Source organism: Actinosynnema sp. NPDC020468, from assembly GCF_040642015.1.
GTDB lineage: Bacteria > Actinomycetota > Actinomycetes > Mycobacteriales > Pseudonocardiaceae > Actinosynnema.
This window is the reverse complement of sequence record NZ_JBFAEO010000010.1, coordinates 26,099-38,801: the sequence shown is the minus strand read 5'-3', so window position 1 is coordinate 38,801 and position 12,703 is coordinate 26,099. Positions and strand designations below refer to the sequence as shown.

Below are 12,703 nucleotides of genomic sequence, written 5' to 3'. Positions count from 1 at the left end.
GTCGGTTCACGCTTCCCGGTCGGCGAGGGCTTCGAGTTCCGCGAGCACCCGGTCTTCGACCAGGTCGGCCAGCGAGGACACGGTGCGGGCGGTGAGGACGTCGCGCGGCGAGAGGTCGACGTCGAACGCCGCCTTCGTCCGGGACGTGATGTGCAGGCTGCGGATGGAGTCGCCACCGAGGGCGAAGAAGCTGTCCGTCACGCCGACCCGGTCGACGTCGAGCACGTCGGCCCAGATCGCGGCGATCGCCTGCTCGGTCTCGGTGCGGGGTTCGACGTACTCCGCTGAAGTGACCGCATCGCGCTCGGGCGCGGGGAGCGCGATGCGGTCCAGCTTGCCGTTGGCGTTCAACGGCAGCCTCTCCAGGGCGACGAACGCGGTCGGGACCATGTGGTCGGGCAGGACCTTGGCCACGTGGTCGCGGAGTTCCGAAACGGAGACGTGGTGCTTCGGGACGTAGTACGCGACCAGACGTTGCTCGTGTAGCAGTACAACGACGTCTGCAAGCGACGGATGCGCGTGCATCGCGGATTCGACCTCACCGAGTTCGATTCGATACCCGCGCACCTTGACCTGGTGGTCCGAACGGCCGAAGTAATACAGCCGTCCGGCCTCCCACTTCGCCAGGTCGCCGGTCCGGTACATTCGCGCGCCGCTTTCCGCGAACGGATTCGCGAGGAATCGCGAGGCGGTCAGCCCCGGCCGGCCGAGGTAGCCGCGGGCCAGGCCGGCGCCCGCCACGTACATCTCGCCGACCACACCGGGCGGCACCGGGCGCAAGTCGTCGTCGAGCACGTACACCCGGAGGTCGTCGATCGGCACGCCGATCGAGCCGTCGGCCGTCGTGTGCGTGACGTGGACCGTCGTCTCGGTGATCCCGTACATGTTCACCAGCTCGCCGCGACCCGCCCACGCGGCGAGTCGTGCCTGGTCCAGGGCCTCCCCGCCGAAGATCACGTAGCGCACGGAGATCGGCTCGGCGAGCAGTTGGTAGAACGCCGAGGGCGTCTGGTTGAGCACCGTGACGCCCTCGTCGCGGACCAGCCGGGCGAAGTCGGCGGGCGAGCGCGACACGTCGTGCGGCACCACGACGAGTCGGCCGCCGTGCAGCAGCGGGCCCCACAGCTCCCACACCGAGAAGTCGAACGCGTAGGAGTGGAACAGCGTCCACACGTCGTCCGGTCCGAATCCGAACCGGTCCGCCGTCGCGTCCAGCAGTCGGATCACGTTGGAATGCGGCACGACGACACCCTTGGGTTTACCAGTCGACCCTGAGGTGTAGATCACATATGCGGGTTGGTCCGGATGGAGCATCAAGTCGGGGTGTGAACCGGGTAGTTCCGGAATGTCCGGCAAGGAATCGAGAACGGCCACCGGTCGGGCGTCCTCGACGGTGCCCCTGACGCGGTCCTCGGGATAGTCGGGGTCGATCGGGAGGTACGCCGCGCCGGACTTCAGCACGCCCAGCACGGCGACCACGAGGTCGAGCGAGCGGGGAAACTTCAACGCGACCAGCTTCTCGGGACCGGCGCCGAGCCCGATCAGGTGGTGGGCGAGCCGGTTGGCCCGTTCGTCCAACTCCCGGTAGGTCAGGTGCTCGTCCAGGTGGGTGACGGCGATCGCGTCCGGGGTGCGCGCGGCCTGGGCGGCGAACCGCTCCGGGATGGTCGTGACGGGCAGGTCGCCGCCGCGGCCGTTCCACTCCACCAGCACCTGCCGGCGTTCGGCCGCCGACAGCCACGGCACGTCGCCGACCGCCCGGTCCGGGTCCTCGATCAGACCTTCGAGCAGCGCGGTCAGCCGGTCGCCGAGGCGCGCCACCGTCGCGGCGTCGAACAGCGCCGGCTCGTATCCCAGCACGACGCCCAGCCGGGTCGACGGGTAGACGGTCGCGCTGAGCGGGAAGCTCGTGGTCTCCACGGCCCCCAGTTCGCGCACGCCCAGGTCGTCGGCCGGGTAGTTCTCGAACACCACCACGCTGTCGAACAGGTTCGTGCCGGGCTCGACCCCGCTCCACGCCTGGAGCCTGGTCAGCGGCACGTGCTCGAACCGCCGCGACTCGGCCTGGGCGGCCTGCGACCCGCGCAGCCACTGCGCGACCGGGGTGTCGGCGTCCAACCGGACCCGCACCGGCAGCGTGTTGATGAAGATGCCGGTGATCGCGTCCACGCCCGGCAGGTCGGCGGGCCGGCCGGACACCGTCGCGCCGAAGCACACGTCGCGCTGCCCGGAGGTGCGACCCAGCAGCAGCGCCCAGGCGCCCTGCACGATCGCGCTCGGCGTGAGCCGGTGCGCGCGGGCGAACTCGTAGAGCCGCGTCGAGGTCTCCTCGTCCAGGTCGACCGACAGCCGGGCCGACGACGTGGCCGCGCCCAGGTCGCCCGACCGGTCCAGCGGCAGCGGTGTCGGTTCCGCGAAGTCGCCGAGCACGCCGCGCCAGTGCTCCTCGGCGGCGGCCTCGTCCTGCCGGCCCAACCACGCCACGTAGTCCCGGAACGGCGGTCGCTCGGGCGCGCGGTCGGGCGCCAGCACGTCCGACAGCACCTGGAACACGCTCCAGCCGTCCAGCAGCACGTGGTGGAACGTCCACAGCACCCGCACCGAGGTCGGCGAGAGCCGGGCGATCGCCACGCGCATCAGCGGCGCGACGGACAGGTCGAGCCCCTCCTCCCGGTCCCGCGCGAGCAGCTCCTCCAACCGCGCGGCCTGGCCCGCCTCGTCGAACCCGCTCCAGTCCAGGAAGGTGAACGGCACCGTCGCGGTCGCGTGCACGACCTGCAACGGCTCCGGCACGTCCTCCCACAGCACCGACGAGCGCAGCACCGGCGTCCGGTCCACCACCCGCTGCCAGTCCCGGGCGAACGCGGCGGAGTCGGTCACGCCGTCGACCGCGAACGTGGTCTGCTGGAAGTAGACGCCGCGCCGGCCGAGGCCGTGGAACACCATGCCCGCCTGCATCGGGGTCAGCGGGTAGGCGTCCTCGCCGGTGATCCGGTCGACCTGCTGCTGGGTGAGCCGCGCGAGCGGGAAGTCCGACGGGGTGCGGCCACCGGCCTCCGGCGCGGCGCAGTGCGCGACGATCCCGCGCAGCGCGTCCGCGAACGCCGACGCCAGCGTGGCCACGGTGACCTCGTCGTGCGCGTGCTCCGAGTAGTGGAAGCCGAACTCCAACCGGTCGTCCTGCACCCGGCCGACCACGTCCAGCAGGTGCGGGCGCGGCGAGTCCGGGTCGGCGGACAGGTCGAGGTCGCGCTGGTCGGCGGTGAACCGGCCCAGGTAGTTGAAGCCGACGTCCGGGTCCACCGCGTGGTCGAACCCGCGCAGCCGGCGCAGCACGCCGTAGCCGATCCCCTTGCGCGGCACCGCGCGCAGCCGTTCCTTGACCGCCTTGAGCGCCTCGCCCCAGTCGCCGTCGGGCAGGTCCAGCGCCACCGGGAACATCGTGGTGAACCAGCCGACCGTGCGGGACAGGTCGACGTCGGCGAACAGCTCCTCGCGTCCGTGGCCCTCCAGGTCGAGCAGCACCCGGTCCCGGCCGGTCCAGTCGGCGAGCACCCGACCCAGCGCGGTCAGCAGCACGTCGTTGACCTGCGTCCGGTACACGCCCGGCACGTCGCGCAGCAGCGCCCCGGTGTCGGCGGGCGACAGCGTGACCGTCACGACCCGCTCGGACCCGGCGTTGTTCGGGCCCTCCCGGTCGCGCGGCACGGAGGCGTCGCCGCGCACCGCCGACCAGTGCTCGCGCTCGTCGGCGAAGTCGTGGCCCGCGAGCCGTCGCGCCCAGTCCCGGAACGAGGTGGTCTTGCGTCCGATGTGGACGGTGGTGCCGGCGCGGGCCTGCCGGTACGCGGTCGCCAGGTCCTCGCCGAGCACCCGCCACGACACGCCGTCGACCACGAGGTGGTGCGCCACCAGCAGAACCCGGCGCGGGTCGAGCAGCTCGGCCCGCAGCAGCGGCCCGGAGGCGAGGTCGAAGTCCTGGTGCGCCAACAGGTCCACCGCCTGGTGCGGCGCGTTGTCCTGCCCGGTGGCGGAGAAGCGCATCCGCAGCGCGTCGTGGTGGCGCACCAGCGCGTCCAGCGCGACGCCCAGCGCGGCCCGGTCCACGTCCTCCTCGAAGGGCACCACCAGCGACTGGTCGAAGTGCTCCGGCGCGACCGTGTGCCGGTCGAGGAACCAGCGCTGGATCGGGGTCAGCGGCGCGGAGCCGGTCACCTCGCCCTGCTCGCTCGCGGCCGGGCCCTCCCGGGTCACGTGCGGCGCGAGCGCGGCGATCGTCTGGTGGGCGAAGATGTCCCGCGAGGTCAGCACCAGCCCGGCCTGCCGGGCCCTGGTCACCACCTGGATGCCCAGGATGGAATCGCCGCCCAGCGCGAAGAAGTTGTCCCGCACGCCGACCCGCCGCGCGCCGAGCACCTCGGCGAACGCGGTCGCCAGCACGGCCTCCACGGGCGTGCGCGGCGCGACGTAGCGCGCGGTCGGCTCGGGCGGCGGCACGGGCAGCGCGTCCCGGTCCAGCGAGGCCACGCCGACGTAGGCGGTCGGCACGCTGTGCGCGGGCAGCACCTGCTCCAGGAACCCGGTCAGCGCCGCCGGGTCCGCGGCCGGCTCGACGTAGGCGACCAGCCGGGCGCCGTCGGCCACCACGACCGCGTCGCGCACCTCGTGGTGGCGGCGCAGCGCGGCCTCGACGCCCGCGAGGTCCACCGGCAGTCCGCGCACCCGCACCACGTCGTCGGGAGGGAAGTCCAGTTCCACCAACCCGCGCAACGGCCGGTCGGGGTCGGCCACGATGCCCGTGAGCACCGCGGTCAGGTCGTCGGCCAGCCCGTCGACGGTCGCCGGCTCGAACAGGTCGGTGTTGTACTCGACGGTCAGCACGAGGTCGTCCTCGCGCGGCCGGAACTCCACCACCAGGTCGAACCGGGCGTTGGGGCGCGGCAGGTCGTGCTCGCGCACGGTCAGGTCGCCGAACCGCTGGTCGCGCACCAGCGGCTGCTGCACCGCGACCGCGGCCTGCACCAGCGGGGTCCGGCTCGGGTCCGGAGCCGGCCGCAGGTCCGCCACGATCCGGTCGAACGGCACGTCGTCGTGCGCGAACGCCTCCAGCGTCGTCGCCCGCACCTGGTCCAGGAACGCGGTGAACGGCAGGTCCGGGTCCACCCACGAGCGCAGCACCAGCGTGCGCACGAAGAACCCGACCGCGCGCTCCAGGTCCAGCCGGTCCCGACCCGCGCCGACCGCGCCGACCGCGATGTCGCGCTGCCGGCTGCGCGCCGACAGCAGCACCTGCACCGCCGCGGTGAGCGTCATGAACAAGGTCGAGTCGTGCGCGCGGCCCACGTCGGTCAGCCGGGTCACCAGGTCCGCCGGCAGCGGGCGCCGCAGCACGGCGCCGTTCGTGGTGCGCAACGGCGGCCGGGGGTGGTCGGTCGGCAGGTCCAGCGCCTCGACGCCGCGCAGCCGCTCGCGCCAGTACGCCAGGCCGTCGACCTCGCGCGCCGCGTCCCACACGGCGAAGTCCGGGTACTGCACGGCCGGCTCGTCCGGCCGCACGCCCGCGTACAGCGCGGCCAGTTCCTCGACCAGCACCGCCACCGACCAGCCGTCGGTGACGATGTGGTGCTGCGCCACCACGAGCACGTGGTCCTCGTCGGCCAGCGGCACCAGCAGCGCCCTGGTCAGCGGACCGTGCCGCAGGTCGAACGGGCGGGCCAGCGCGTCCTCGACGTCCGCGCCGACGGTCAGCGGTATCGAGCCGACCGGTGACACCACCTGCACCGGCCGGCCGTCGACCACGTCGAACGTGGTGCGCAACGCGTCGTGTCTGCGGGCCAGGGCGTCCAGCGCGGCGCGCAACCTCGGCACGTCCAGCGCACCGGTCAACCGCAGGCCGAAGCCGGTGTTCTGCTCGTTGGTGCCGTCCAGCGAGAACAGCCTGCGCTGCGCCCGGGACAGCGGCAGTGCCTCGTCGCGCGGCGCGCGGGGCAGTGGCGCCACGGTCGCCTCGGGCACCTCGACGGCGAGCGCGGCGACCGTGCGCGCCTCGAACAGGGCGCCCACCGGCAGTCCGCCGAGCCGGGACAGCGCCCGCACCGCGAGGACCGAGTCACCGCCCAGCGCGAAGAAGTCGTCGTGCGCGCCGACGATCGGCACGCCCAGCACCTCCGACCACACCGACGCGACCCGCCGCTCCGCGTCCGTGCGCGGTGCCACGTACCCCTCGGGCACCTCGCCCACCACCGGCGCGGGCAGCTTCGCCCGGTCGAGCTTCCCGTTGGGGCTCAACGGGAACTCGGTCAGCGCCACGAACGCGGCGGGCACCAGGTAGTTCGGCACGCGCGCGGACAGGTGCTCGCGCAACCCGGACACGTCGCCCACCACGTAGGCCACCAGCCGCTTCGGCTCGTCCCGCGCCACCACGACCGCCTGCTCCACCGCCGGGTGCTCCAGCAGCAGCGCCTCGACCTCGCCCGGCTCGACCCGGAACCCGCGGATCTTGACCTGGTGGTCGGCCCGGCCGACGAACTCCAGCTGACCGTCGTCGCGCACCCGCACCACGTCGCCGGTCCGGTACATCCGCGCGCCGGGCGCGCCGAACGGGTCGGCGACGAACCGCTGCGCGGTCAACCCCGGCCGGCGCAGGTACCCGCGCGCCAAGCCGACGCCCGTGACGTACAGCTCGCCCTGCGTCGCGGGCGCGAGGTCGTCGTCCAGGACGCGGACCTCGGTGCCCGGGATGGGCTCGCCGATGGGCGGCGTGCCGCCGGGTTCCAGCGGACCGCTCCAGCTGGTGACCACAGTGGACTCGGTCGGGCCGTAGGCGTTGATCATCCGCCGGCCGGGCGCCCAGGTCGCCACCAGGTCCGGCGGGCACGCGTCGCCGCCCACGATCAGCGTGCGGAAGGCCGGCAGCGGGCGCGGTGGCACGGTGGCCAGCGCGACCGGCGGGATCAGCGCGTGGGTGACCCCGTGCCGCTCCAGCACCTCGGCCAACTGCTCGCCCAGCAGCGGGCCGGGCGGCGGCACGACCAGCGCCGCGCCGGCCGGCAGGGCCATGCACAGCTCCAGCACCGAGGCGTCGAAGCTGGGCGAGGAGAACTGGAGCACGCGGTCGCCCTCGCGCACGTCGAAGTGCGCGATCTCGGCGGCGGAGAACGCGGGCAGCCCGCGGTGGGTGACGACCACGCCCTTCGGCTTCCCGGTCGACCCCGAGGTGTAGATCACGTACGCGGGGTCGTCGGGGTGGATCTCCACCTCCGGCGCGGTGTCCGGGAACCCGGAGGTGTCCGGTGTGGCGTCGAGCACCAGCAGCGGCTCGGCGTCGGCGAGCATGAACGCGACGCGCTCGGCCGGGTACGCCGGGTCGACCGGCAGGTAGGCCGCGCCCGTCCGCAGCACGGCCAGCCGCGCCACCACGATGTCGACCGAGCGCGGCATGGTCAGCGCGACGATCCGCTCCCGGCGCGCACCCCGGGCGATCAGCAGGTGCGCGAGCCGGTTCGCGCGGGCGTCGAGTTCCCGGAAGTCGACCACTTCGTCGGCCGACACGATCGCGGGCGCGCCGGGTGTGCGGCGCGCCCGATCCGCCACCAGGGCGGGCAGGTCGAGGGCGTGCGTCATCACGACAGGAGCCTTTCGCGGCGGGTGGGTGTCTACCCACGGGTGAAGATCGTCAAACTTCTTTCAGCGAGACATTTCCCGCACTTGCTTGCGCGCCAGTCGGCCACCGATCTGGATCCACTCCACGCGACCGTCGTCGGGATCCCGAAGGAAACGCCCGGTCTGGTTGGTGTCGCCGGTGTCCGAATCGCGCATGGCGAACACGAGGCCGTCGAACAACGACAGATCCGCGAACGGCTCGCCATCCACTGTGAGTTCCAGCACTTCTTCCCCGGCCGCCCGCACCCGGTATTCGGTGTCGCCGTTGCGGAAGCTGCCGGTGCACTCCCTCGGCGGGGGGATGGGCAGCTCCATACCGCGCAACGCCCGGTAATCGCCGACCGGCAGCCCGGCCCGCGCCAATTCCGGCACGAGGTCGCGCCACAGCGCGAACCCGGTGCTCCCGGTCGTGGTCAGCGCGACCACCGTGCCGTCGTCCGGGTCGATCCTCAGGTGGCACGAGGTGCCGTCCGCGGTGCCGTCGTGCCCGACCCACGTCGAGCCCTCGCCGTCGAACAGGGCGAGCCCCAGGCCCCACCCGTCGGCCATCCCGAACGGCTCGGCGCCCGGCGCGGGCGTCCGCATGAGCTTCAACTCGGCCGGCGCGACGAGGTGCGGCGGCGCGCCCGCGAGAACCGCGCCGAACGCCACCAGGTCCCGCGCGCTCGCGGCCAGCGCGCCCGCCGGCGCGTCGACCACCGACAGCGACTGGCGCACCGGCACGACCCGGCCGGTCGTCGGGTTGACCGCGTGCCCGGTCGCGATCGCGTCGTCCGCGGCGGCGCCGACGGTGAACCGCCCACGGCTGCCCAGCGGCCTCAGCAGGATCGAGTCGACGGCGTCCGCCCAGGTCATGCCAGTCGCCAACTCGATCAGGTGGCCCACGAGAACGTAGCCGATGTTGGAGTAGGAGAAGCCGTCTCCCGGCCGGTGCAGCTGGTCGAGGCTGCGCACCGCGTCGCGCACGTAGCGGCGCAGCGAGGTCGCGCGCACGTCCTCGGGGTCCGACGGCAGGCCGCCGGTGTGGCTGAGCAGGTGACGCAGGGTCAGGTCGTCGCCGACCTCGGGCAGGTGCTCGGCGAGCGGCTCGTCGAGCTCGAGGTCGCCGTCGGAGACCAGGGCCATCGCCACGGCGGCGGTGAAGGTCTTGGTGATCGAGCCGATCGGCACCGGTGTGTCGGGTGTCAGGCCCACCTCGCGGGTCCACGTGGTGCCGTCGCGCAGGACGGCGAGCTGGGCCCCCGGCACCAGGTGCGCACGGGTGAGCGCGGTTAATCGTCGCGAGATCAGGTCGGTGTCCATCGCGTCCTTCTGGGAATGGGCCATGCGGCCAGGGAACTACGTTGGCCGTCCGGCGTTCTTTGTCGCGACCGCCGAACGGAGCATTCACCAAAATGGGGATTCCCGCTTTACCGGCCGGGTAACCCCTCGTTATCAGGGGGTACTTGGAGGTTCACTCGAACGGCCTGGTTTGGACGCCTCGGTCTCGTAATTCCAGGCACGGACACGAGGGTTATTCGCACTCGCGTGTCAACTGTGATCCAGGTTAGTGGAGATGTCCCCGAAGTGAACCTGAACGACATTTAGTGCTCCATTTAGACCCACTTCGGAGAAATTGTCCGAAACCGCGTAACCAACCTGCGGGAGGCTCGTTGAGACCTGCGGCACGACTGGCCGCCGGGGTGTCGCGGCACGGTCCGGGGGAGGGTCCGAGCACCGCTCGCGTCCGGGCCGTCGGGCGGGACCGGCGCCATTGGTCCAGTCCAGTGAAAATCTCCGGCCGGCGACGGCAGGCGGGCGCCGACCGTCCACGGCGGACGGTCAGTCGCGCTGGACCCTCAGGTGCAGCGACTCCATCCGCTCGTCCAGCTCGGCGGCGATCGCGGCGGTGGTGGTCAGCTCCTCCACGAAGCCGGCCGGCACCTGGTCGTCGTACTTGTAGTAGAGCTTGTGCTCCAGCGTGGCCCAGAAGTCCATCGCGATCGTCCGCAGCTGCACCTCGACCTTGACCAGCGCGACCCGGTCGGAGAGGAACACCGGTATCCGCACGATCAGGTGCAGGCTGCGGTAGCCGTTGGGCTTCGGCGCGGCGATGTAGTCCTTGGTCTTGAGGATCTCCACGTCGTTCTGCCGCGCCAGCATGTCCCGCACCCGGTAGACGTCGGACACGAAGGGGCACACCACCCGCACGCCCGCCACGTCGTCCAGGTGCTCGGCGGCCAGCGCGAGATCGGCGGCCAAGCCCTTGCGGCGCAACTTCTCCAGGATCGCGGCGGGCCGCTTCACGCGCTGCGTCACGTGCTCGATGGGGTCGTGGCTGTGGACGAGGTCGAACTCCTCGCTGAGGATCCGGAGCTTGGTCATCAGCTCCTCGACCGCGAACTTGTAGACCACGAGGGACCGCCGCAGCAGGTCGTCCGCGACGCCGCTCTCCATGGAGCCAGGATACCGACGTCGCGTCGGGCTACGATGGCGATCGTGAACACCCACTGGCACGTGGTACTGCCGCCGCCGGTCGCCTGACGGGCGCACCCGGCACCTCGACGCACGCTCGACGCCGTGCGCCCGTTCGCGCCCTCATCCGGCTCCCGCGAACGGAGAACCCGTGTCTTCCGTGTCCTCTCCGACACGTTCCGCGACCACCCGCGGCCCGCTGCCGATCCTGGCGGCGTGCGTCCTGTGGGGCACCACCGGCACCGTCAGCTCCCTGGCGCCCGCGTCCGCACCCGCCTCGGCGGTCGGCGCGGCGGGCCTGGTGCTCGGCGGCGCCCTCCTGCTGCTGACCGCCCGGGGCGCAGCGGCGGTGCTGCGCTCGGGCGACCGGCGGCTCCTGCTGCTCGGCGCGCTCACCGCGGCGGGTTACGCGCTCGCCTTCTACCCGGCCGTCGCGCGCACCGGCGTGGCGGTCGCCACCACGATCGCCCTCGCGACCGCGCCCGTCGTGCTGGGTCTGCGCTCCCGCCCGCTCGTGACGACGGCCGCGGTGGCGGGGTGCGCGGCGCTCGTGCTCGGCGGCGGTGGCGCGCACGTCGACGCCCTCGGCGTGGCACTGGCCGTCGTGGCGGGCCTGTCCTACGCCGCGTACTCGGTGGTGTGCGCCCGGCTGATCGCGGCCGGGCACCCGTCGCGCGCGGTCGTCGGCGTGGTGTTCGGCGGCGCGTCGGCGCTGACCCTGCCGGTGCTGCTGTGTCTCGGGGTGGGGTGGCTCGCGCAACCCGCCGGGGTGGCGGTGGCGCTGCACCTGTCGGTGGTCACCACGTTCCTGGCCTACCTGCTGTTCGGCGCGGGCCTGCGCCACACCCCGGCCGCCACCGCCACCACCCTGACCCTCGCCGAACCTGCGGTCGCGGCCCTGCTGGGCGTGGTCGTCCTGCGCGAACACCTGTCGCCCGTGTCGTGGTGCGGCATGGCGGTCCTCGCCGCGGCCCTGGCCGCCCGCTCCCGGTGACGCGTCTCGGTTCGCGTCGTCACCGCCCCGGACGCACGAACGCCCGCCGGGAGTTCCCCGGCGGGCGTCCGTGAGCGCTTCGGTCAGTCCAGGCGGCGGCCGGCGCCGCCACCGAGGCCGTTGAGGATCCGCTGGATCACCTCGGGGTCCACGTCCGGCTCGTCGCCGAGGCGTTCGGCGGCGGGGGAGCGGCGGGGTTCGCGACGCGGCAGCGGCACGGCGGAGGCGTTCATGCCCGAGGGCAGGCCGAGTTCGCACCAGGCGAGCCGGCCGCCTGCGGTCAGGTCCACCAGACCCGCCCGACCGGTCGCGAGTTCCGGCGGCAGGGCGACGCGCGAGCCCTCGACCTCGACCACGAGCGAGCTGCCGGACAGCCGGAGCCGGATCAGCAGCAGGCCGGGTTGGCGCTGGTCGGCCACCTCGACCGCCGCGCCCACCAGCCGGCGCGCGGTCTGGGCCGCCTCGTCCTGCATGGACCGCAGCCGCCACTCGCTCAGCGAGAAGCGGACGAACATGTCCGCGACGTTCACCGCGGTGGGCAACGCGACGAGTCGAAGGTCGTCGACCTGCTCGGTCTGGGTGTTCACACCGATCCTCCTCGCCGGCGTCCGGCACGTGCTTGCGCCAGATGGTGCCATGACCGCCGACCGGGTCACCCACGTGGTCTACCGACCGTGAGCAGACCGCTTCCGGACCCGCGTCCCTGGCACCGCTGTCAACCGGGGTCACCCCTGGTCCCGTCCCCTCCTACGGACAGGCGGGACGAGTGGTTCAACCACCGAGCAGAACGTAACCGAACCCCCGCCGATTGGGAACAACATCACCACCCGATGGAACGCACCTGTGTCACGTCGGTGACTCCGTGAAACCTCCACCACCGCGCCGCGGATCGTGTTCCCCGGCCCGGAACAGCACGAAGGGCCCGCCGGGAGCACTCCGGCGAGCCCTCGGTGGAGGTGGCTCAGACCTGCTTGACGGCCTCGATCTCCAGCAGGATCGTGATCTTGTCGCCGACGACGGCGCCCGCGGCGCCACCGGTCACGCCGAAGTCGCGGCGGTTGATCTCGGTGCTGGCGGAGAAGCCCGCGACCTTGGCGCCCTCGAAGCCGTCGCCGAAGCCGTTCGGCTCGAGCTCCAGCGTCACGGCCTTGGTCACGCCGCGCAGGGTCAGCTCGCCGTCGACGAGGAAGCCCTCGCCGTGCGCCCGGACACCGGTGGAGGAGAAGGTCAGCTCGGGGAACTTCTCGACGTCCAGGAAGTCCTCGCCCTTGACGTGGGCGTCGCGCTGGCCGTTGCGGGTGTCGATCGAGGTGGTGTCGATCTTGGCGTTGACCGTCGACTCCAGCGGGTTCTCGGCGGTGACGATGGTGCCCTCGAAGGTGCCGAAGTGACCGCGGACCTTCGACACGCCCAGGTGGCGGACCACGAACGAGACGTCCGAGTGCACCGGGTCGATCGCCCACGTGCCCGCGAGGTAGCCGGGGATCTGCACAGTCTGCGAGGTCATGGGACCAGTCCTTCTCGGTGGGTTTGGTTGAACTCTCAACCGAACATAGCGCATCCTGATTGAAGGTTCAACAACGACCGTATAGT

At 72.5% G+C, this 12,703-nt stretch carries 6 protein-coding genes; 1 reads left to right on the top strand and 5 read right to left on the bottom strand.

Going from position 1 to position 12,703, the window contains the following annotated elements:
* Nucleotides 1–6: 6 nt before the first annotated feature.
* The 3 genes from AB0G50_RS10200 to AB0G50_RS10190 all read right to left on the bottom strand — a co-directional run bounded on the left by AB0G50_RS10200 (nucleotide 7) and on the right by AB0G50_RS10190 (nucleotide 10,098).
* On the bottom strand, nucleotides 7–7,623 hold the full coding sequence (locus AB0G50_RS10200) for an amino acid adenylation domain-containing protein (RefSeq protein ID WP_360105055.1): 7,617 nt from the start codon (nucleotides 7,621–7,623) through the stop codon (nucleotides 7–9).
* Between the two features lie 63 nt (nucleotides 7,624–7,686).
* Complete coding sequence (locus AB0G50_RS10195) at nucleotides 7,687–8,988, bottom strand: serine hydrolase domain-containing protein (RefSeq protein WP_360104759.1); 1,302 nt, start codon at nucleotides 8,986–8,988, stop codon at nucleotides 7,687–7,689.
* Nucleotides 8,989–9,483: 495 nt separating this feature from the next.
* Nucleotides 9,484–10,098, bottom strand: coding sequence for a GTP pyrophosphokinase family protein (locus AB0G50_RS10190; protein ID WP_360104756.1), 615 nt, complete (start codon nucleotides 10,096–10,098; stop codon nucleotides 9,484–9,486).
* Between the two features lie 178 nt (nucleotides 10,099–10,276).
* Between AB0G50_RS10190 and AB0G50_RS10185 the strand changes: the two genes are divergently transcribed.
* A complete protein-coding gene (locus tag AB0G50_RS10185) occupies nucleotides 10,277–11,110 on the top strand; it encodes an EamA family transporter (RefSeq protein WP_360104753.1) in 834 nt (277 codons plus the stop codon).
* Between the two features lie 83 nt (nucleotides 11,111–11,193).
* On the opposite strand, the gene AB0G50_RS10180 is transcribed toward AB0G50_RS10185, so the two are convergent.
* Nucleotides 11,194–11,697, bottom strand: coding sequence for an ATP-binding protein (locus AB0G50_RS10180; protein WP_360104750.1), 504 nt, complete (start codon nucleotides 11,695–11,697; stop codon nucleotides 11,194–11,196).
* A gap of 374 nt (nucleotides 11,698–12,071) precedes the next feature.
* Complete coding sequence (locus tag AB0G50_RS10175) at nucleotides 12,072–12,617, bottom strand: YceI family protein (protein ID WP_360104747.1); 546 nt, start codon at nucleotides 12,615–12,617, stop codon at nucleotides 12,072–12,074.
* Between the last annotated feature and the right edge of the window lie 86 nt (nucleotides 12,618–12,703).